The 19,794-nt window shown below is 71.7% G+C and carries 17 protein-coding genes; 9 read left to right on the top strand and 8 right to left on the bottom strand.

Going from position 1 to position 19,794, the window contains the following annotated elements; translation table 11 throughout:
• Window positions 1–129 precede the first annotated feature (129 nt).
• Together GPY60_RS24190 and GPY60_RS24185 are read left to right on the top strand one after the other, a co-directional pair.
• The gene (locus tag GPY60_RS24190) at window positions 130–765 is read left to right on the top strand and encodes an endonuclease (protein WP_156690232.1); all 636 of its coding nucleotides are present in this window, start codon (window positions 130–132) and stop codon (window positions 763–765) included.
• Complete coding sequence (locus GPY60_RS24185; protein WP_156690231.1) at window positions 762–1,496, top strand: DUF72 domain-containing protein; 735 nt, start codon at window positions 762–764, stop codon at window positions 1,494–1,496. The genes GPY60_RS24190 and GPY60_RS24185 overlap by 4 nt, the downstream gene beginning before the upstream one ends.
• Here the strand turns inward: GPY60_RS24185 and GPY60_RS24180 are convergent.
• From GPY60_RS24180 to GPY60_RS24170, 3 genes are all read right to left on the bottom strand, one after another.
• Window positions 1,493–3,520, bottom strand: a complete 2,028-nt coding sequence (locus GPY60_RS24180) for a hypothetical protein (RefSeq protein WP_156690230.1) — start codon at window positions 3,518–3,520, stop codon at window positions 1,493–1,495. The two genes, GPY60_RS24185 and GPY60_RS24180, sit on opposite strands and share 4 nt — an antisense overlap.
• A gap of 118 nt (window positions 3,521–3,638) precedes the next feature.
• Window positions 3,639–5,123, bottom strand: a complete 1,485-nt coding sequence (locus GPY60_RS24175; RefSeq protein WP_156690229.1) for an acetyl-CoA acetyltransferase — start codon at window positions 5,121–5,123, stop codon at window positions 3,639–3,641.
• Window positions 5,124–5,217: 94 nt separating this feature from the next.
• Window positions 5,218–7,626 carry a CoA transferase gene (locus GPY60_RS24170; RefSeq protein WP_156690233.1) on the bottom strand — a complete coding sequence of 803 codons (2,409 nt, stop codon included), beginning with the start codon at window positions 7,624–7,626 and terminating at the stop codon, window positions 5,218–5,220.
• Between the two features lie 140 nt (window positions 7,627–7,766).
• Here GPY60_RS24170 and GPY60_RS24165 point away from each other — a divergent pair, with 140 nt between their 5' ends.
• From GPY60_RS24165 to GPY60_RS24145, 5 genes are all read left to right on the top strand, one after another.
• The gene (locus GPY60_RS24165) at window positions 7,767–8,681 is read left to right on the top strand and encodes an undecaprenyl-diphosphate phosphatase (RefSeq protein ID WP_156690228.1); all 915 of its coding nucleotides are present in this window, start codon (window positions 7,767–7,769) and stop codon (window positions 8,679–8,681) included.
• A gap of 27 nt (window positions 8,682–8,708) precedes the next feature.
• Complete coding sequence (locus GPY60_RS24160) at window positions 8,709–9,206, top strand: DUF427 domain-containing protein (protein ID WP_156690227.1); 498 nt, start codon at window positions 8,709–8,711, stop codon at window positions 9,204–9,206.
• A complete protein-coding gene (locus GPY60_RS24155; RefSeq protein WP_231639812.1) occupies window positions 9,203–10,441 on the top strand; it encodes an NAD(P)/FAD-dependent oxidoreductase in 1,239 nt (412 codons plus the stop codon). The genes GPY60_RS24160 and GPY60_RS24155 overlap by 4 nt, the downstream gene beginning before the upstream one ends.
• A gap of 73 nt (window positions 10,442–10,514) precedes the next feature.
• Window positions 10,515–11,363 carry an SDR family oxidoreductase gene (locus GPY60_RS24150; protein ID WP_156690225.1) on the top strand — a complete coding sequence of 283 codons (849 nt, stop codon included), beginning with the start codon at window positions 10,515–10,517 and terminating at the stop codon, window positions 11,361–11,363.
• 51 nt (window positions 11,364–11,414) lie between these two features.
• Window positions 11,415–13,817: a phosphoketolase family protein gene (locus GPY60_RS24145; protein ID WP_231639811.1), complete on the top strand. Its 2,403-nt coding sequence runs from the start codon at window positions 11,415–11,417 to the stop codon at window positions 13,815–13,817.
• A gap of 161 nt (window positions 13,818–13,978) precedes the next feature.
• On the opposite strand, the gene GPY60_RS24140 is transcribed toward GPY60_RS24145, so the two are convergent.
• Together GPY60_RS24140 and GPY60_RS24135 are read right to left on the bottom strand one after the other, a co-directional pair.
• A complete protein-coding gene (locus tag GPY60_RS24140; protein WP_156690223.1) occupies window positions 13,979–14,362 on the bottom strand; it encodes a hypothetical protein in 384 nt (127 codons plus the stop codon).
• A gap of 53 nt (window positions 14,363–14,415) precedes the next feature.
• The gene (locus tag GPY60_RS24135) at window positions 14,416–15,729 is read right to left on the bottom strand and encodes a cytochrome P450 (RefSeq protein ID WP_156690222.1); all 1,314 of its coding nucleotides are present in this window, start codon (window positions 15,727–15,729) and stop codon (window positions 14,416–14,418) included.
• Between the two features lie 73 nt (window positions 15,730–15,802).
• Here GPY60_RS24135 and GPY60_RS24130 point away from each other — a divergent pair, with 73 nt between their 5' ends.
• Window positions 15,803–16,825 (top strand): AraC family transcriptional regulator, encoded by a 1,023-nt coding sequence (locus GPY60_RS24130; protein WP_197283812.1) that lies wholly within the window; start codon window positions 15,803–15,805, stop codon window positions 16,823–16,825.
• A 34-nt stretch (window positions 16,826–16,859) separates the two neighbouring features.
• Window positions 16,860–17,594, top strand: a complete 735-nt coding sequence (locus tag GPY60_RS24125; protein ID WP_156690220.1) for a CPBP family intramembrane glutamic endopeptidase — start codon at window positions 16,860–16,862, stop codon at window positions 17,592–17,594.
• A 4-nt stretch (window positions 17,595–17,598) separates the two neighbouring features.
• Here the strand turns inward: GPY60_RS24125 and GPY60_RS24120 are convergent, their stop codons facing one another.
• The 3 genes from GPY60_RS24120 to GPY60_RS24110 form a co-directional block, all read right to left on the bottom strand.
• Window positions 17,599–18,627: a zinc-binding alcohol dehydrogenase family protein gene (locus GPY60_RS24120; RefSeq protein ID WP_156690219.1), complete on the bottom strand. Its 1,029-nt coding sequence runs from the start codon at window positions 18,625–18,627 to the stop codon at window positions 17,599–17,601.
• Between the two features lie 48 nt (window positions 18,628–18,675).
• On the bottom strand, window positions 18,676–18,975 hold the full coding sequence (locus GPY60_RS24115) for a GlsB/YeaQ/YmgE family stress response membrane protein (protein WP_156690218.1): 300 nt from the start codon (window positions 18,973–18,975) through the stop codon (window positions 18,676–18,678).
• 110 nt (window positions 18,976–19,085) lie between these two features.
• The coding region (locus GPY60_RS24110; protein WP_231639810.1) for an alanine and proline-rich secreted protein Apa at window positions 19,086–19,794 on the bottom strand (709 nt) is incomplete at its 5' end.

The following is a 19,794-nucleotide window of genomic DNA, read 5'->3' as shown; positions in this document are numbered from 1 at the left end:
ACCCGACACTCGTACGCTGAACCTTCACTGGGGCCTCCCACATCTGTGGCTCTACGGCCAGGACCCAATTCCTGACCGCAACCCACGTTCACATGTGAGCGAGGCCCCAGCCCCCTATACCGTCTAGGCATGTCCAAGCGCGAGGAAGTGGTGCGGCGACTGCTCGACGCGGCGGGCACCACCTATGCGGCCGAGGCGCGCATCACGATGGCTGACAAGCCGATGCCCCTTTTCCAGCTGTTGGTCCTGTGCATGCTCGCCAGCAAGCCGATCGATGCGGCGATCGCCATGGCCGCCGCGCGTGAACTCTTCAAGGCGGGGCTGCGCACACCGAAGGCGGTGTTGGCGGCCGACCGGCAGACCATGATCGCCGCCTTCGGACGCGCCCACTACGTGCGCTACGACGAAAGCTCGGCCACCCGCCTGACTTACATGGCCGGCCTGGTGCGCGACGAGTATGCCGGCGATCTGCGCGCGCTCGCCGAGCGCAGCGGCCACGACCCGGCGGCAGCGAAGCGAATGCTGAAGGAGTTCAAGGGGATCGGCGACACGGGTGCGGACATCTTCCTGCGCGAGGTGCAGGACGTGTGGACGTGGGTGCGGCCCTACTTCGACGCCCGCGCCACCGCGGCGGCGAAGCAACTGGGCCTGCCCGCCAGGCCCAAGGAGTTGGGATCCCTTGCGCCGCAGGACAATGCGCGACTGGCCGCGGCGCTGGTGCGGGTGTCGCTGGACGACGACGTGCGCGACCGGGTCGCCAGTTGACTGTCAGGATCGGCACCTCCGGGTGGTCCTACAACCACTGGGCGGGAATGCTGTACCGGCCCGGGCTGCCGCCGGCGCTCCGGCTGGAACGCTATGTCGAGGTGTTCGACACCGTCGAGCTGAACGCGAGTTTCTATCGCTGGCCGAAGGATTCGACGTTCGCGGGCTGGCGCGAGCGGCTGCCGGCCGGGTTCACGATGTCGGTCAAGGCGCACCGCGGGCTGACGCACTACCGCCGGCTGGCGTCGCCGGAGCCGTGGATCGAGCGGTTCGAACGTTGCTGGGAGCTGCTGGGCGACCGGCACGGTGTGCTCCTGGTTCAGCTGCACCCCGAACAGCAGCGCGACGACGCGCGACTGGACGCCTTCCTTGCGGCCGTGCCGGAGTCCATCCGCGTGGCCGTCGAGCTGCGCCACCCGTCGTGGAACGACCCCGCCGTGTACGCGTTGCTGGAGGCCCGCCGCGCCGCCTACGTCGTGATGAGCGGTGCGGGTCTGGCCTGCATCCCGCGGGCCACCACCGACCTCGTGTACGTGCGGATGCACGGGCCCGATCCGGACGCGATGTACGCCGGCTCGTATCCCGACTCCGAGCTGCGGCGGTGGGCGGACCTGATCGCGGACTGGGAGGGCGAGGGCAGGGACGTGTGGATGTACTTCAACAACGACCTGGGCGGCCACGCCGTGCGCAACGCGCTGACGCTGCGGGAGATGCTCGGGGCGCGCTCCTAATCGCTCGTGTCCGCGACGGGGGTCCACGCCCCGTCGATCACGTCGGGTGGGCGCTGGGCCTGCAACCGCTCGCGTTCGGCGCGGCGGCGCTTGATCCGCAGCCGGGCGTCGGCCGGCATGCTGACCAGCTCGTCACAGGTCAGATAGAACACGTCGTCGGCGCCGTCGACCAGGTCGGCCGCCACGCTCCGAGATCCAAGCTCCCGCAGTGTCATTCGCAGCTCGTGCGTGAACCGCAGGATGGCGTCGTGGGCCTGCTCCCGGGAAGGGCGGCCGTTCGCGTTCGGCGGCCGCGGCGGTGTGGCCGGGTCGGCCGACGCGGCCTGCAGCAGCATCGCTGGGTCGTCGGCAAAGGTCGAGCTGGACAGCTCCGCGTCCCCGGGCCCGCGGTGGCCGACGCGGGCGAGGGCGGCATCCAGGGCGGCCGCCGTCTTGGGTGACAACGCGCGGAGGCTGGCGACGTTGCCCTCACTGGCCAGCGCGCGCAGCGGCGGGTCGGCGCGCAGCATGGCGGCGAGCTCGGCGGTCTCCGCCGCGACGAGAGTGCTTTCGGTGATCATGCCCAGGCCCGACACGTTGGTCCCCGACCGGCCGGCCTCGATCAACCACAGCGCGGCGAGGATCCAGCCCTGATGGATGCGGTCGCGCAGCAGGGGCACGCGAGCCTGCAGACCCGCGTCCGTCACGGCGGCCAGGTGGGCGGCGTCGACGTGCTCGGCGTCGGCGGCGGCGGTGAACGCCGCGGTGTCCGACTTGAGGTGGCGCAGCAGGGACATCGACCGCACGGCGACGACCGCTTTGGTCAGCGGCCCGATCCCGGTCGGTTCACCCGGCTCCCCGACGTGCGGTTGGCCCGCGAGCGCCGCCCGCGCGACGGCGCCGGGATCCCAGCCGGGCAGCTGGGCCGCCGCGGCGATTTCGGCGGAGACACCGACGTAGGCGCGATGACCGAACACCGCGACGGCCCGGCTCCCCCACTCGTCGTCCACCGCACCACCCGGGGCCAGCGCCTGACCCATCGCGCGCGCGGCCGCGCGCAGCCCGCTCACCTGGACGTCGAGGGTGATCGGGGTCAGCGGTCCCGGCAGCGCGGCGGCCAGGCCGGTCGCGCTGAACACCGGGAACCGGGGGTCGATCCGGTCGTCGAACTCCCCCTCCATGCCCTCCGGGCCCGCGCTCGGCGCGTCCTGGGGAGGCCGGGGGCGCGGCGAAACCTCCACCGGCAGCGCCAGCTGGCCGCCGTGGCCCGTCGCGCCGGCGGCATCGATGCGGCGACCGACGAGTCCGCGCGCCGTGTCGGCCACCGCCTCGGCCGCCTGCCAGCCGAATTCGAACGTCCAATCCTCCTGCAGGGCGGCCAGATCCATGTCCGGCGCCAGCTGTGCCCAGCCGCGCAGGTGCGGCCGCGAGCGCCGGTCGACCGACCGCAGGATCCGCCACGCGGTGACGACGTTGACGGTGTCCGGGGACGCCAGGTCGACGATTCCGGCGCGTTCGGTGCCGAGCGACAAGACCAGGAAGCGCACCAGGTCCTCGAGGTGCAGCACCCGCATCGGCAGCGTCGACACCTTGGCTCGCAGCAGCGTGGCGACCGTGCGGCACACCATCCAGTCGAGCTGGCGCCCGACCGGCGGTGCGATCCGCACGACCAGGCTCGGGCCCCAGCTGCCGGCGACCAGCGCCTCGGCCGGCCCGTACAGGTCGGGCTCCCCGGCGGCCTGGGAGACGAACAGCAACCGGGCGCCCGAGCGTGCCGCCGTGTCGGTCACGTGGGCCAGGCCGTCCAGGTCGGCGGCGCCCGGCGCGGTGATATCGACGGGCGCGAGGTGCATGACCGCGTCGGCCTCGTCGGTCAGCCGCTGCAGGGTGGGGCCGCGCAGCGGCGCACAGGTGAAATCGACGTTGGGGTCGAGGCAGGCGTGCGGGTAGTCACCGATGCCGCTGACCGTGTGCCCGGCCGCGATCAGCTGTCGCGTGACCAACCGTCCGACGGCGCCGGAGGCGTCCGTCACCAGGATCCGCACCCGCGCCGCACCTCCCTAGCCCGCCCCATGTCCCGCCCCGACAATAGGCAGACCGGCCTGGCCTGCGCGACCGATTCTCCGCCGCCGACGCTGTGAGCTGGCGTGATGTGCGCAATCGTTACTTCAACGTTGCGCTGCCGTCGGCGGCGACGGCAACGTCGGCGCCACCGATGTCGTGACCCACCGTGGCCCGAGCCGCGACGGCATCGGTGATCACGGCCAGCGTGCGCGCGCCGTCCGGGGTGCGCACCGAGACGAAGGCCTTCTCCGGCTGCCCCTCGCGGTCGAAGGGGGTCGTCCACGCCTCGACGGTGCCCACGCCCTCCCACTCAACCAGTCCCTTGCGCGTGGGCTCCCGGTCCACGGCGGGTTGGGTGTCCTCCCAGCGGAACTCCGCGGGTGGCTCGGTGCCGTAGACGCCGAAGCTGTGCTTGGTCAGGAAGCCGCCGTTGGCGGTGATCAGGCCGCGCCGGCCGGGGTTGGCCACCAGCAGTTCCGCCATGGTGGCGATCGAGTGCATCACGTAGTTGCTCCACGGCCCGCCGGCGAACGTCAGGCCGCCAGTGACGGTCAGGGGGCGGGCCGGGTCGTCGACCGGCAGGCCCAGTTCGGCCGCGGCGACCTGCACGGCCGAGGGAAAGCAGGAGTAGAGGTCGACGTAATCGACGTCGTCGATGCCGAGGCCGGCCAGCTCCAGCGCCCGGGCGCCGGCGATCCGGATCGCGGCCGACCGGTGCAACTCGTCCCGCTCGGCGACGGCGGGCGTGTCGTGGGCGTCGGTGCCGGCGTGCGGGAAGACCCAGCGCTCCCGCGGGATGCCCAGCTCGGTCGCCCGCCCGGCCGAGGTCAGGACCAGTGCCGCGCCCTGGTCCACCATGTTGTTGGAGTTCATCAGCTTCGTGTAGGGCCAGCTGATCATCCGGTTCTTGGGGCCGGGCTCCCGGATGTCCTCGGCGGTGACGGGGTTGCGGATCCAGGCGTGCGAATTGCCGACGGCGACGGCGTTGAAGCGCGCCCACAGCTCGCCGATCCGCTTCAGGTGGTCGTCGATGGACTCGCCGTTGGCGATGCGCAGCGCCTGCTCGAACAGCGGGTAGACGTAGGCCGGCCGGTCCAGCTTGATCCTGATTTCGGCGTCGCCGGCCATCGGGACGTCGTCGCCGCTCACCTCGGCCATCGGGACGGACTCGTCCTGCACCGTCCACACCAGCTTGCCGCCCTGGGCCCGCAGCCCGCGCCTGGTGCGCCAGGTTTCCGCGCCGGCGAGCAACACGACCCCCGCCCCGCCCGCCTGGATGTCGAGGCAGGCCTGATTGACCAGCGACTGCGGCACGTTGCCGCCGACCGGGCTGTACAGCGTGGTGAAGCCGGCCGCTCCGATGCGCTTGCCGAGCAGCAGGCCCGGGTCGCGGTACTGGGCCGAGAGGATGTTCACGACGCGGATCGAGTCCACGGCCTCGATGACGGCCGGGGTCGCCGCCTCGCGGGCCGCCGCTTCCATGAGGTCGACCGGTTCGACGGACCGCTTCGCGGGGTCGATCTCGTCGCGGTGGTTCACCTGGCCGTAGCCGATCAGCACCGGTGTCCTGGGGTCGACGGTCATGCCGGGAAGCTTAGCGTGGCTATGGATTGGGGCGGGGCGGTGCCCGTCGGACGTGACGCCGGCTTCCGGGACGCGCCGGCTTATGCTCACGCGGCTACGCGGGGCCGAACAGCACCCGCTCGTCGATCAGCCGCTCGGTCTGGGCGGCGCTCATGCCGAGCAGGTCCCGGCAGATCGCGACCGTGTCCTGGCCCGGCATGGGCGCGGGGCGTTGCGGCGCCGGCGGGATGTTCCGGAACGGCGCGGGACCCGTCTCGGTCGGCAGCGGGCGTTCGATCAGCGGATGGACCATGTCGCTGAACAGCTTTCGCGCGACGAGCTGTGAGTCCTCCAGGATGTCGGGCGGCCGGTTCATCGGGCCCGCCGGCACACCGACCGACTGCAACAGTTCGGCCGCGCGCGCCGGCGTGCGCGAGCGGGTCCAGGCGGAGATCAGCTCGACCAGCTCCCCGCGGTGGGCCAGGCGCGCCTCCCCGGTGGCAAAGCGCGGGTCGTCGATCCAGCCGGGGTGGTCGACAAGGTCTGCGGCCCGGCGCCATTCGTCGTCCGACGGGATGGAGACGACGCACCATTCGTCGTCCCCAGCGCAGGGGCACACGGCGTGCAGGGCGGTGTCGTCGCGGATCCGGGTGAGGCCGGCGGCCAGCGCCGCCTGGGTGACATAGAGGGTGTCGAGTTGGTTGACCACGGCCTCGGCCTGGGAGACGTGCACGTGGGCACCGCGGCCCGTCCGGTCGCGGTGGATCAGCGCGGCCAGCGCCGCGATCGCGGTGATCCGCCCGACGACGTGGTCGGGGAAGATCGTCGTGGCGTCGTAGAACGCGTGCCTGCCGTCGTCGGTCTCGGTGTCTTTCTCGGCGTCCCAGTCGGACGTCCACAGTCGCGTGACGCCCGTGGCGGCGCGGACCAGCGGGCCGTAGCCCATCCGCGTGCTCCAGGGGCCGGTGTCGCCGTACGCGCTGCTCTCGGCCAGCACGATCCGCGGGTTGACCGCGCGCAGCTCGTCGTACGAGAAGCCAAGCGCGGCAAGGGTTCCGGGTTTGAAGTTGGCGAACACCGCGTCGGCCTCGGCGACCAGCCGGCGAAACACCTCCTTGCCCCGCTCGCTGCGCAGGTCCACCCCGAACCCCAGCTGGTTGCGGTGCGTCCACGCGAACGACTCGCTCATGGTCTCGCCGACGCGGGCCTGCCGCAGCCCGTCGGGGTAGTCGGCGCTCTCGACCTTGATGAGCTCCGCGCCCAGGTCCCCGAACAGCCGGCCGAGCTCGCCGCCAGCGACGATGATGCCCAGGTCGAGGATCCGCAGCCCGCCGAACGGGAGGTCGCCGACCTTGCCCGGCGCGGCCGGGACGACGCTCGGGCCGCCCAGCCAGTAGGGGTCGTGCTGCCCCACGGTGGGCGCCGGGGTGCGGAAGCCGGAGCGCTGCCCGTCGACGACGAAGTACCCGGTGGGCACCCGCGCGCGCACGCCCGGCACGAGTTCGGACTCGGTGATGGCGCCCACCGCCTGAAAGTGTTCGGAGTCGAGCACCCACGACGGCGGCAGCACCGCCGCGATCGGCACCCCGTGCGCCTGCCCCTCGGCCACCAGTTCCTTCATCGTCTGGCCGGCGAACAGCTCCCCCACCAGCATGCTGATCTGGGGCCAGGCCGCCATCCGGGCGCCGATCACGTCGTAGCCGGGGTCTTGGAGATCCGCCGGCTCCCCCAGCCAGCGTCGCAGGCCCCGCCACTGCCGCGGCGCCATCACACACAGCCGGACGTAGCCGTCCTTGCACCGCACGATGGGGTACGCGTCCTGGTTCCTGGGCCGGCCCCGCCAGCGGCCGGTCCGGCGGATGCCGGCGGCGGCCTGCCCGTGCGCCCCGAACGCGGGGTCGAGCGCCATCACGACGGCATCGAACCGGGCGAAGTCGATGTAATCGCCTGTGCCGCAACGCAATCGATTGTAGTACGCGACGAGGGCGGCCCAGGCGGCCTGGACCGCCGCGGTCGCGGACGCGATCCCGACCGGCGGCAGCACCGGCGTGCCGGTGGTCGGCCCGGACCGCGCCAGCGCGCCGCCCATCGCGTAGAGCACCGCGTCGGTGGCACGCCACGCGGCCCGCGGGCCCGTCGCGCCGAAGTCGGTGACCGACAGGACCACCAGATGGGGGTGTTGGGCGGCCAGCTCCGCGGCCGACGTCCCGAACGCGGCGGCCACCCCGTCGGGGCCGCTGTCCACGACGATGTCGGCCTCGCCGGCGAGGCCGAGCAACGGCCCGTAGTCGTCCTCGTCCAGAGGGTCGAGCACCGCGCCGCGCTTGTTGGCGTTGTGCACCGCGAACGGGATGCTCGCCCCGGCCAGCGTCGGCAGGGCGTCGCGCGCCGGGCTGCCGCCGGGAAACTCCACCTTGAGCACGTCGGCGCCCAGGTCGGCGAACAGGCGGGTCACCGCGTCGGCGTCCCCGATCGACAAGTCGAGGACGCGCACGGCACCGAGCAACTCCCCGGACATCTGCACACCGTACCCGCCCGGGTCGCCGCCGGCCGGGCGCGAACGGCGTGTGATCAAATGCGCAGGCCCGCAAGCGGGTTCGGGCCGCAATCGCCGAGCCGTTACGCTCGGTACTTCGTTATCGGCCGAATGGAGGAACCCCACCCGTGAGCGCGCACCTGAGCTACGTCGAGGCCGTCGTCGTCGGCGCGTTCCAGGGGGTCACCGAGCTGTTCCCCGTGTCGAGCCTGGGGCACGCGGTGCTGGTGCCGGCCCTGATCGGCGGCCATTGGGCCCAGGACCTCAACGTCTCCGCCCCCAAGTCGCCCTACCTGGCATTCATCGTCGGCCTGCACGTCGCGACCGCCGCCGCCCTGCTGGTGTTCTTCTGGCGCGACTGGCTGCGCGTCCTGGCCGGGCTCGGCTCCTCGGTCCGGCACCGGCGGATCCGGACTCCGGACGAGCGGCTGGCCTGGCTGCTGATCGCGGCCACCATCCCGGTGGGACTGGCGGGGCTGGCCCTGGAGAAGACTTTCCGCACCACGCTGGGCAAGCCCATCCCGGCCGCGGCGTTCCTGCTTCTCAACGGCGTCGCCCTCTACGCCGGGGAGGTGCTGCGGCGCCGGGTCGCGCCGGCGGATGCCGTTCCTGTCGATGAGGAGCACGAGTCGCACCGCGGCGAGGACATCGATAATCGGCTGGCCGGGCTGCCCCTGGGGCGCGGCGTGCTGATCGGCGCCGCCCAGATCCTCGCCCTGCTGCCCGGCATCAGCCGCTCCGGCATCACGATCGTGGCCGGGCTGTGGCGCGGGCTGTCCCACGAGGACGCCGCGCGCTTCTCCTTCCTGCTGGCGACGCCGATCATCCTGGCCGCCGGGCTGTACAAGATCCCGGATCTGTTCGGCCCACTCGGCGAAGGGATTCACGGCCAGGTGCTCGCGGGCAGCGTGGCCTCCTTCGTGGCCGCCTACCTGGCCGTCCGGTTCCTGACGCGGTACTTCCAGACCCGGACGCTCACGCCGTTCGCCGTCTACTGCGCGGTGTTCGGTGGCGCCAGCCTGGTGTGGCTGACGCTGCGCTAACGTCATCCGAATCGAAAGGGACACCGCATGAACCGACCCCAGCCCGATGCCGTCCGGCCGGGACAGGAGTCGGTCTGGGACTACCCGCGCCCGCCCCGCGTCGAGCCCTTCACCGGCCGCATCACCGTCGAACTGGGCGGTGAGGTGATCGCGTCGACGTCGGAGGCGTTCCGGGTGCTCGAGACCAGTCACCCGCCCACCTATTACCTGCCATCCACGGCGTTCGTCCCGGGCGCGCTGCGCCCCGCGTCGGGATCGTCGTGGTGCGAGTGGAAGGGGCAGGCGGCCTACTACGACCTTGTTGGCGGCGGTGTCGTCGCCCCCCGCGCGGCGTGGACGTACCCCAAGCCGACGGCCGGGTTCGAGGCCATCGCGGGCGCCGTCGCGGTGATGGCCGCGCAGGTGGACCGCTGCACCGTCAACGGCGAGACGGTGGTGCCCCAGCCCGGCGGGTTCTACGGCGGATGGATCACCAGCTGGGTCGCCGGCCCGTTCAAGGGTGTCCCGGGGTCGATGGGTTGGTGACGGTGGACGTCGACGTGCTGGTCGTCGGGGCCGGGTTGGCGGGGCTGCGCTGCGCGGGCCTGCTGGCGGCCGCGGGCCGCGACGTGCGGGTGTGGGAGGCCGGCGACGACGTCGGCGGCCGCATCCGCACCGACGCGATCGACGGCTTCCTCTGCGACCGGGGCTTCCAGGTGCTCAACCCGGCCTACCCGGAGCTGCCCCGGGCAGTCGACGTCGCCGCGCTGCGCTTGCAGCCGTTCGGCGCCGGCGTGGCGGTGCGACGGCAGCGGGGCGCGGCGGTGCTGGTCCACCCGCTGCGCGAGCCGGCGCGGGTGCCGAAGATGCTCGCCTCCGGCGCGGTCCGGCCCCGCGAGGCGCTGGCGCTCGCGCGGTGGGCGCTCCCGGCGCTGCGTCCACGCACGCTCAAGGAGGCGGGCGACGACCGCGCGCTGGCCGACGGCCTCGACCGCTGCGGCGTGCGGGGCGAGCTGCGCCGCATGGTGGATCGCTTCCTCGCCGGGGTGCTGCTCGAGGACACCGGCGCGACGTCGAACGCCTTCGGCCTGCTGCTCGCGCGGATGTTCGCGCTGGGCGTGCCGGGGCTCCCGGCCGACGGCATGGGCGCGCTACCCCGCCAGCTCGCCGCGCCGCTGCGCGACCGGATCGGGCTCGATCGCCGCGTGGACGAGATCGCGCGCGACGGGGACGGGTGGCGCGTCCGGAGCGCCGGCGCGACCGTCAGAGCCAACACCGTCGTCGTCGCCACCGGCCCCGCCGCCGCGGCCGCGCTGACCGGGCGGCCCGCCCCGCCGACGCACGGCGTCGTCACCGACTGGTGGGCCGCCGACGAGGCGCCCGCCACGCTGCCCCTGCTGTGGGTCGACGCTCGCGAACGGCCACCCGGGCCGGTGCTCAACACCGCCGTCATCAGCGCCGCGGCACCCACGTATGCGCCGCCCGGGCGGCACCTGATCAGCGCCTCGGCGCTGGTCGCGCCGGACGGCGAGGCGCCGCCCGAAACCGCTGTGCGTCGCCACGCCGCCGACATCCTCGGCGCCGACGGCTCGCGCTGGGAACCGGTCATCAGGCACGTCGTCTCCGAAGCGCTCCCCGCCCAGCCGCCCCCGCTGCGGGTCCGGGGATCGCTGCGGCTCGACGACGGGCTCTGGTGGTGCGGCGACCACCGCGACACCGCGTCCATTCAAGGCGCGCTGGTGAGCGGCCGGCGCGCCGCCGAGCGCATCCTGCACCCCTGATCGAGGTTGTTGCGCGGGCCGCCGCCGAGTGCTGTGCTTACCTGCAGTTGACACCTGTCAAGAGGAGACGGCCATGGCGGACGCGGCATCGATCGGGCTGAAGGTACGGGGCAAGGTCGTCGTGATCACCGGCGGCGCCCGCGGGATCGGGCTGGCGACCGCCACGGCGCTGCACAACCTCGGCGCCAAGGTGGCGATCGGCGACATCGACGACGTGAAGGTCAAGGAGTCGGGCACCGCGCTGGGCCTCGACGTCTACGGCAGGTTGGACGTCACCGACCGGCACTCCTTCTCGGAGTTCCTCGACGACGTCGAACGGCAGCTCGGCCCAATCGACGTGCTGGTGAACAACGCCGGCATCATGCCCGTCGGCCGTGTCATCGACGAGCCCGACGCCGTTACCCGCCGCATCCTCGACATCAACGTCTACGGGGTCATCCTGGGCAGCAAGCTCGCGGCCGAGCGCATGGTCCCGCGCCGCTCCGGACACGTCATCAACGTGGCGTCGCTGGCCGGGGAGCTCTACATGGTCGGGCTCGCCACCTACTGCGCCAGCAAGCACGCGGTCGTCGCGTTCACCGACTCGGCCCGGCTCGAGTACCGCAAGGCGGGCGTCGACTTCTCGATGGTGCTGCCGTCGTTCGTCAACACCGAGCTGGCGTCGGGCACGAAGGGGGTCAGGGGCTTCCGGAACGCCGAGCCGGCGGAGATCGCCGACGCCATCGTCGGGCTCGTGGCCCATCCCAGGCCGCGAGTGCGGGTCACCCGGGCCGCCGGCGCGATGGTCGTGTCGCAGAAGTTCTGGCCCCGACGGGTGGCCGAGGCCGTGAACCGGCTGCTCGGCGGAGAGCACGTCTTCACCGACGACGTCGACGTCGAGAAGCGAAGGGCCTACGAGGCCCGCGCCCGCGGCGAGGAGTAGGGGCGCCCCGGCACCACCGGGTGTTCACCGGCGAAGTGGACAATGGTCGGGGTGACCGCGCTGAGGACCGAAACCGCGACCCTGACCGACGACGAACTCGACCTGATTAACGCCTACTGGCGCGCCGCGAATTACCTTTCCGTGGGCCAGATCTACCTGCTGGACAACCCGCTGCTGGCCGAACCGCTTGCGCCCGAACACGTCAAGCCCAGGCTGCTGGGGCACTGGGGCACCACCCCGGCGCTGAACCTGATCTACGCGCACCTGAACCGCGTCATCCGCAACCGCGACGCCAACGTCATCTACGTCACCGGGCCGGGTCACGGCGGGCCCGCGCTGGTCGCCAACGCCTACCTCGAGGGCACCTACAGCGAGGTCTACACCGGCATCGAGGAGGACGCCGAGGGGCTGCGAAAGTTGTTCCGCCAGTTCTCGTTTCCCGGCGGCATCCCCAGCCACGTCGCCGCCCAGACGCCGGGCTCGATCCACGAGGGCGGCGAGCTCGGGTACGCCCTGGTGCACGCCTACGGCGCGGCGTTCGACAACCCCGACCTCGTGGTGGCCTGCGTGGTCGGCGACGGCGAGGCCGAGACGGGCCCCCTGGCCGCCAGCTGGCACTCGAACAAGTTCCTCAACCCGGCGAGAGACGGCGCGGTGCTGCCGATATTGCAGCTCAACGGCTACAAGATCGCCAACCCGACGGTGCTGGCCCGCATCCCCCACGACGAGCTCGAGGGGCTGCTGCGCGGGTACGGCTACCGGCCGATCACGGTCGCGGGTGACGACCCGACCGACGTCCACCGGCAGCTGGCCGCCGCGTTCGACGACGCCTTCGACGCCATCGCCGCCATCCAGGACGACGCCCGCAACGGCCGGCGGACCGACCGCCCGGTCTGGCCGATGATCGTGCTGCGCACCCCCAAGGGCTGGACCGGTCCGAAGGTGGTCGACGGCAAGAAGGTCGAGGGCACCTGGCGGGCGCACCAGGTTCCGCTCGCCGAGACGCACGACAACCCCGAGCACCGCGCGCAGCTCGAACAGTGGCTGCGCAGCTACCGGCCCGAGGAGCTGTTCGACGGCACCGGCTCGCTGCGCCCCGAGCTGCGCGCGCTGGCGCCGGGCGGCGATCGCCGCATGAGCGCCAACCCGCACGCCAACGGCGGCCTGTTGCTGCACGACCTCGACATGCCCGACTTCCGCGACTACGCCGTCACGGTGTCCGAGCCGGGGGCCGAGACGCACGAGGCGACCCGGCTGCTGGGCACCTTCCTGCGCGACGTGATCGCGCGCAACCCCGACCGGTTCCGCCTCATGGGACCCGACGAGACCGCCTCCAACCGGCTCGACGCCGTCTACGGCGCGACCGAGAAGGTGTGGCTGTCGGCGATCGGCCCGGACGACGAGCACCTGGGGCCCGACGGCCGCGTGATGGAGGTGCTCTCGGAGCACCTGTGCCAGGGCTGGCTGGAGGGCTACCTGCTCACCGGCCGGCACGGGCTGTTCAACTGCTACGAGGCATTCGTGCACATCGTCGACTCGATGCTCAACCAGCACGCCAAATGGCTGGCCACCAGCCGCGACCTGCCGTGGCGGCGGCCGATCGCGTCGCTCAACTACCTGCTGACCTCCCACGTGTGGCGCCAGGACCACAACGGCGCGTCACACCAGGACCCGGGCTTCATCGACCTGGTCGCCAACAAGCGCGCCGAGATCACCCGGGTCTACCTGCCGCCGGACGGCAACACCCTGCTCTCGGTCGCCGACCACTGCCTGCGCAGCCGCGACTACATCAACGTGATCGTCGCCGGCAAGCAGCCCGCGCTGGCCTACCTCGACATGGACCAGGCCATCGCCCACTGCGCCCGCGGGCTGGGCGTCTGGCAGTGGGCGAGCACGCGGGGCTCCTCGGGCACCGAGCCCGACGTGGTGCTGGCCTGCGCCGGCGACATCCCGACGCTCGAGACGCTGGCCGCCGCGGACATCCTGCGCCGCGAGCTGCCCAACCTCGTCGTCCGGGTGGTCAACGTCGTCGACCTGATGCGGCTGCAGCCGGAGTCCGAGCACCCGCACGGCCTGCCCGACCGGGAGTTCGACGCGCTGTTCACCCGCGACAAGCCGGTCATCTTCGCCTACCACGGCTACCCGTGGCTGATCCACCGGCTCACGTATCGCCGCACCAACCACGGGCACATCCACGTGCGCGGCTTCAAGGAGCGTGGCACCACGACCACGCCGTTCGACATGGTGATGCTCAACGACCTCGACCGGTTCCACCTGGTCATGGACGTGATCGACCGCGTCGACGGGCTGGGCAGCCGGGCCGCGGTGCTGCGGCAGCGCATGGTCGACGCCCGGTTGGCCGCGCGCGCCTACACCCGCGAGCACGGCGAGGACGACCCGCAGATCGCAGGCTGGACCTGGGAGTCGAGGGAGCAGAACGAGCGCAGCGAGTGATGCGAGCGGAGACGACCCATTGATCTGGGAGTCGAGGGAGCAGAACGAGCGCAGCGAGTGATGCGAGCGGAGACGACCCATTGATCTGGGAGGGCGAGCGGAACGAGCGCAGCGAGTGATGCGAGCGAGACGACCCGTCAGACCTGCGAGTCGAGGGAGCCTCAGTAGTTGTGGCAGTTGTTGACGGCTCGGCCTATCGGACCCCGGGAGGAGTCCATGATGTCGTCGCTGATACCCGACCACCGTTGGTCGCCCAGGGTCTGCTCGAGCGTATTCAATTGCTGCTGACGCTGGCCCGGTGGAGCGGCGAGGACCACCGCGAGACCGACTCGCAATTCTTGTTCCAGCTTGGGGTTGCCGTTGATCCTTCCCCAGATGATGGGGTCGTTCTGTTGTAGTGACGACATCAGCTGCTGGTCGGAGCATGTCGTGGTGTTCAAGTCGTCAGCCGAAGCCGGCGCCGCTACTGCAATGGCAAGACCGGTGAGGCCCGCCGCCGCGCCCATATGCAGGACCCCCCGAACACCTTTACTCGTTCCGCTCATGCCGGGGGATGGTACCCACTTCGGGGTTGCCCGGACCCGGAACGACCAGAACGCTAGCGCCGCCTGACGCGGACCGGCACCGACAGCGGACCCTGCAGCGACGGGGTCGTGCGCCAGCGCACCGGCCCGGCCAACTCCAGGCCGTCGACCTCGTCCAGCAGGTAGTCGACGGCCGTTATCGTCTCGAGCCGCGCGAGATGGGCGCCCAGGCAGAAGTGCAGACCGTGGCCGAAGGCCAGGTGACCTGCCGTGTCGCGGTGGATGTCGAAGCGGTCGGGGTTGTCGAACTTGGCCGGGTCGCGGTTCGCCGAGGCGTAGAACAGCACCGTCTTCGCGCCCTTGGGGATCACCGTGTCGCCGATCCGGTACGGCGCGGTCGCCGTCCTGGTCACCCACTGGACCGGTGAGCCCCACCGCGCGGTCTCCTCCACCGCGGCGGGAAGCAGGCTGCGATCGGCCTTCAATTCCGCGAACAGCTCCGGGTCCCGGGCCAGTCTCAACAGGAGCATCCCCAACAGGTTGGTGGTGGTCTCGTTCCCGGCGACGAGCAGGATCAGCGCGTAACTGAACGCCTCGTCGGCGGTGAGTTCTCCCGTCGCCGTAGCGGTGTGCAGCCGGGTCAGCAGGTCGTCGACGGGTTCGGTTGCGCGGCGTCGCATCTCGGCGTCGATGAAGCTGCGCATCCGCACATAGGAGTGCGCGATCGATCCCACCAGGCGCGCGACCTCGGGCATCGACCGCGGGGCGAACCCCTGGGCGAATTTGTCCGAGACCGCCCGGAACGCCGGCCACTGATCCCTCGGAACGCCGAGGATCGCCGCGATCACGTTGATCGGCATAGGGACGGTCAACGCGGCCACCAGGTCGACCACCCCACCGCCCGTCAGCGTCGCGATCGATTCCGCGGCCAGTTCACGGATGTCGTCCGTCCACGCCTGGACCGACCGCTTGCTGAACGTGGGCGCCGTGATGTGCCGCAGCCGGGTGTGTTCGGGCGGATCGGTGGTCAGCACGACGCTGGACACGAAGGATCTCAGCATCACGCCGTCTCGGGACGAGAACACGGCGTTGTTGCGGACCGCGGTATGCACGTCGACGTGGCGCCCCAGCATCCAGACACCGAGTCGCTCGTTCACCACGACGGGGTGCTCGCGAATCCGTTCGAAGGCGGGGTACGGGTTGGCGACGTTCTGCGGGAGTGTCGGGTCGAAGTTGGTGCGCGGTACCGACACGGCCACCGAACGCGGTCGCGGACGACGCATGTCGCGGTAGGCGCCGCTCGCGACCGGGCGCAGGATGTCGGCCACGGAACTGCGGGCCGCGGACGCGATCGCCCGCGGCGGCGGCTTGAGGAGATCAGTCGGCATACCGACGACCGTAGGGCCGGCAGCTACGCCGAATAATGATGGATTCGGACAAAGACTTGATACTTTCGGACACATGCCCGCGGCCGCGCCGATCTGGGACATCGCGCGGTCCCCCGCGCCCAGCCGGTACATCCTGGAGACGGCGCGGCGACGCGGCCTCGATGACGCCACGTGCCTGTCCGGAACCGGGTTGACGCGGGAGGACCTGGCCGACCCCGCAACGGAGGTACGCGCCGGTCAGGAACTGACCATCGTCCGCAACATGATCGGGCGGCTCGGTGACCAGCCCGGGCTGGGCATGGAAACCGGTTCGCAGTACACGTTCGCCGACATCGGCATCCTGGGCTACGCCTTGCTGTCGAGCCCCACCGTCGCCGACGCCATCCGAGTCGCGTGCCGGTATGCCGCCCTCACCACGACCTACCTGAGCTTGGCCACCCCCCGGCTCACCCCCACTGAAGCAGCGATCGCCTTCGACGACGCGCAGGTTCCGCCCGACGTCCGGCGCTTCATGATCGAGCGCGATTTCGCCATCTTTCTGCAGCTCCTGCCGCCACTCATCGGCAGCTTCGACGCGCCGGCGACACTCCGGCTGGAGATCGCCGACCCGCACCTCCCGGTCAGCCTGGTGGAGGTGAACAACCTCACCGTCGTGGTCGAACACACAGCGCGCAACGCGCTCATCATCCCGGCCGAGTTCGTCGAACAACCCATGCCGGCGGCCGACCCGCAGATCGCGGCCATCTGCGTGCGCCAGTGCGAAGAGCTGTTGAATCGGCGGCGGGCCCGCCGGGGGATATCGGCGTCGATCAGAATGCGGCTCGTCCAGGACTCGACCCACATTCCGTCGATGGCCGCCATCGCCCGAGAGCTGTGCGTCACCGAGCGCACCCTGCACCGGCGGTTGGCGGCCGAGGGGACCAGCTATCGCGCCCTGCTCGACGAGGTCCGCGCGACGCTGGCCGCCGAACTGCTCGACGCGGGCCTTTCCGTCGAGGAAACCGCGCGCCGGCTCGGATACTCGGAGACCGCAGCATTCACCCGGGCGCACACTCGCTGGAACGGTTGTCCACCGCGGAGGCGAAAGCGGGATTGACGCCGCCGAAGCGGTGCGCAGGTAAACTGGCCGGATGCTCGACGCGACGACCGCCCAGCTCGAGGCGCCGCACCGCCTGCGGGTGCACCTGGACATCGTCGTCGTCGTCGCGGTCCTCGTGGTGACCAATCTGGTCGCGCACTTCACCACGCCGTGGGCCAGCATCGCCACCGTCCCCGTCGCTGCCGTCGGCCTGGCGATCCTCATGCGGGCGAGGGGCCTGGACTGGGCCGACCTGGGCCTGGGGCGCGCGCACTGGAGGTCGGGGCTTGGCTACGCGCTGGCCGCGGTGGCGGTCGTGGCGGCGGTGATCGCCGTCGGCATCCTGCTCCCGATGACCCGGCCCATGTTCCTGAACCACCGCTACGCCACCATCTCCGGCGCGCTGATCGCCTCGATGGTCGTCATCCCGCTGCAGACCGTGATTCCCGAGGAACTGGCCTTCCGGGGCGTGCTGCACGGCGCGCTGCACCGGGCGTGGGGCTTCCGCGGCGTGGCGCTGGCGGGCTCGCTGCTCTTCGGCCTGTGGCACGTCGCCACCTCGCTCGGACTGACCAGCAGCAACGTCGGCTTCACCCGAATTCTTGGCGGCGGGTTCCTCGGCATGCTGGCCGGGGTGGTCGGAGCCGTGCTGGCCACCGGGGCGGCCGGCTTCGTCTTCAGCTGGCTGCGGCGGCGCAGCGGCAGCCTGATCGCGCCGATCGCGCTGCACTGGTCGCTCAACGGGCTCGGCGCCCTCGCCGCGGCGCTGGTCTGGCACCTGTCCTAGCGGGCTACACCAGCAGCACCGCCGCGCCGGCGATACGCCCGGCGCTGAGATCGCCCAGCGCCCGATCCGCTTCTGCCAGCGGGTATTCCGGTGTGGTCACCTCGATGTGGTGCTCGGCCGCGAAGGCCAGGAACGCCCGCGCGTCGGCCCGGGTGTTGGAGGAGACCGACCGGACCTGCCGCTCCTGGAACAGGTGGCGCTGGTAGTTCAGCGGCGGAATGTCGGAGAGGTGGATGCCGGCGATCGACAGGGTGCCGCCGCGGTCCAGCGCCTCGAGCGCGGGCAGCACGAGGTCGCCGACCGGCGCGAACAGGATCGCCGCGTCGAGCGGCACCGGGGGCGGGTCCGCGGCCCCCTGTGCGGACGCGACGCCGAGGTCCACCGCCAGCTTGCGGGCCTCCTCGCCGCGGGTCATCACGTGCACTTCGGCGCCCTGCGCCAGGGCGACCTGCGCCGTGATGTGGGCGCTGCCGCCGAACCCGTACAACCCCAACCGGCCGCCGGGCGGCAGGTCGGCGCGCAGCAGGGACCGGTAGCCGATGATGCCGGCGCACAGCAGCGGCGCCAGCTCGGTGTCGCTGTAACCGTCCGGCAGGTGGTGTGCGAACGCCGCCGGGACCGTCGCGAACTCGGCGTAGCCGCCGTCGGCGTCCCAGCCGGTGTAGCGGGAGTTCGGGCACAGGTTCTCGTCGCCGCGCAGGCAGTATTTGCACGCGCCGCAGGTGTGGCGGAGCCAGGCGATGCCCACCCGGTCGCCGACCCGGAAGTCCGAGCCCGCGTCCGGACCCAACTCGACAACCTCCCCGACCACCTCGTGGCCCGGAGTCACATGCTCGCGGTGCACGGGTAGGTCGCCCTCGGTGACGTGCAGGTCGGTGCGGCACACCCCGCAGGCGCGCACGGCCACCAGCAACTCCGACGGCCCGGGCCGCGGCACCTCGGCGGTGACCGGTTCCAGGGGGTTGCTGCCCATCGGTCCGGGACGGCGAACCCGCCATGCGCGCATCGTCGGGCGGTTCTCCGCTGCGGCCATCCGTCCATCATGCCGTGGACGGGGGCGCCCGCAACGGGTCGGCGCGGGTTAGGTGCGGCGCACCATCCCGACGATCCACAGCAGCAGCACGGCGCCGAGCAGGGCGGTCAGGAAGGTGAAGATCAGACCCCCGCCTGCGGTGTTGACGAAGAAGCTCAGGATGAACCCGCCGAGCAGGGCGCCGATGACGCCGATCACGATGTCCATCAGGATGCCGGCGCCGCTCCCCCGGACGATCCTGCTGGCGAGCGCGCCAGCCAAGCCGCCGATGATGATGTAGCCGATGAGTCCGACGCTGGTGGTCGTCGTCGATCGGGCCAGGTATTCGGTAGCTGCCAGGACGTCCATGCGGGTCTCCTCGGGTCGGTGGCAAAGACCGGCTCGACCGCCGGTTGACCCGGTATACCCGCTTTACGTAATTAATCGCGTGTCGAATTGACGGGTTTTCGGCGCGGCCGTCAGGCGGGCACCGTGCGCGTCGGCGTCGGCGTCAGCTCACCCGCCGGTGCCTGACCCGGGACCGCGGCGGGCGCGGGGGCCGGTGCGGGGGCCGCAGGCGCGCCCGGCGCTACCGGCGCGCCCGGCGCCCCCGGCGGCGCGGCCGGGGCGGTCCAGGGCTGGATCGACTCGGCCAGGGCCTTGGCGGCACCCTTGTCCACCGGGTCGTTGGAGGTGCCGAGCCAGACGACGAACCAGCGTTGCGGCGGCCCGGTGGTGGCCGGAGAGCCGACGACACCCGTCCAGATCTGGCCGTTGGGCTTGCTCGGGTCGCTGAACTTCACCTCGTAGTACGACGCGCTTCCGGTGATCCCGTTCGCCCCGGTGAGCGGCGTGGTCTCCTGGTTGACCCGGGTTCCGGGATAGGGCATGAAGAACTCACCCATGTCCGAACCCAGCCGCAGGGCGGCCTTCGCGTTGTTCGGTTCGGCGCTGGCGTAGAGCTTCTGGTCCAGCCGGCCCATCACGATGCGGGTGTCGTTGGCGACCGGTGGCGGCTGGCCGGGCGCGGGGGGTTGCCCGGTCGTCTTGCTGAGCAGTTCCGAGCCATAGTCGAGGTGGGAGGTGTCCGACTGCACCCACCCGCCGGGCAGCACGTAGCTGAAACCCCCGACGGGGTTGCCGATCCGGCCGGCGTTCGGGTCCACCGCGGGCGGCGGCGGTGCGTTC

Source organism: Mycobacterium sp. Marseille-P9652 (assembly GCF_902652685.1).
Taxonomy (GTDB): domain Bacteria; phylum Actinomycetota; class Actinomycetes; order Mycobacteriales; family Mycobacteriaceae; genus Mycobacterium.
Note: the sequence above shows the minus strand (reverse complement) of the source record. Positions and strands in the feature narration are given on the sequence as shown.

Coding starts and splice junctions, on each gene's coding strand:
- GPY60_RS24190 (WP_156690232.1), top strand. CDS start 130: ATGTCCAAGCGCGAGGAAGTGGTGCGGCGACTGCTCGACGCGGCGGGC.
- GPY60_RS24175 (WP_156690229.1), bottom strand. CDS start 5,123: ATGACCGTCGACCCCAGGACACCGGTGCTGATCGGCTACGGCCAGGTG.
- GPY60_RS24160 (WP_156690227.1), top strand. CDS start 8,709: ATGAACCGACCCCAGCCCGATGCCGTCCGGCCGGGACAGGAGTCGGTC.
- GPY60_RS24150 (WP_156690225.1), top strand. CDS start 10,515: ATGGCGGACGCGGCATCGATCGGGCTGAAGGTACGGGGCAAGGTCGTC.
- GPY60_RS24140 (WP_156690223.1), bottom strand. CDS start 14,362: ATGAGCGGAACGAGTAAAGGTGTTCGGGGGGTCCTGCATATGGGCGCG.
- GPY60_RS24135 (WP_156690222.1), bottom strand. CDS start 15,729: ATGCCGACTGATCTCCTCAAGCCGCCGCCGCGGGCGATCGCGTCCGCG.
- GPY60_RS24130 (WP_197283812.1), top strand. CDS start 15,803: ATGCCCGCGGCCGCGCCGATCTGGGACATCGCGCGGTCCCCCGCGCCC.
- GPY60_RS24125 (WP_156690220.1), top strand. CDS start 16,860: ATGCTCGACGCGACGACCGCCCAGCTCGAGGCGCCGCACCGCCTGCGG.
- GPY60_RS24120 (WP_156690219.1), bottom strand. CDS start 18,627: ATGGCCGCAGCGGAGAACCGCCCGACGATGCGCGCATGGCGGGTTCGC.
- GPY60_RS24115 (WP_156690218.1), bottom strand. CDS start 18,975: ATGGACGTCCTGGCAGCTACCGAATACCTGGCCCGATCGACGACGACC.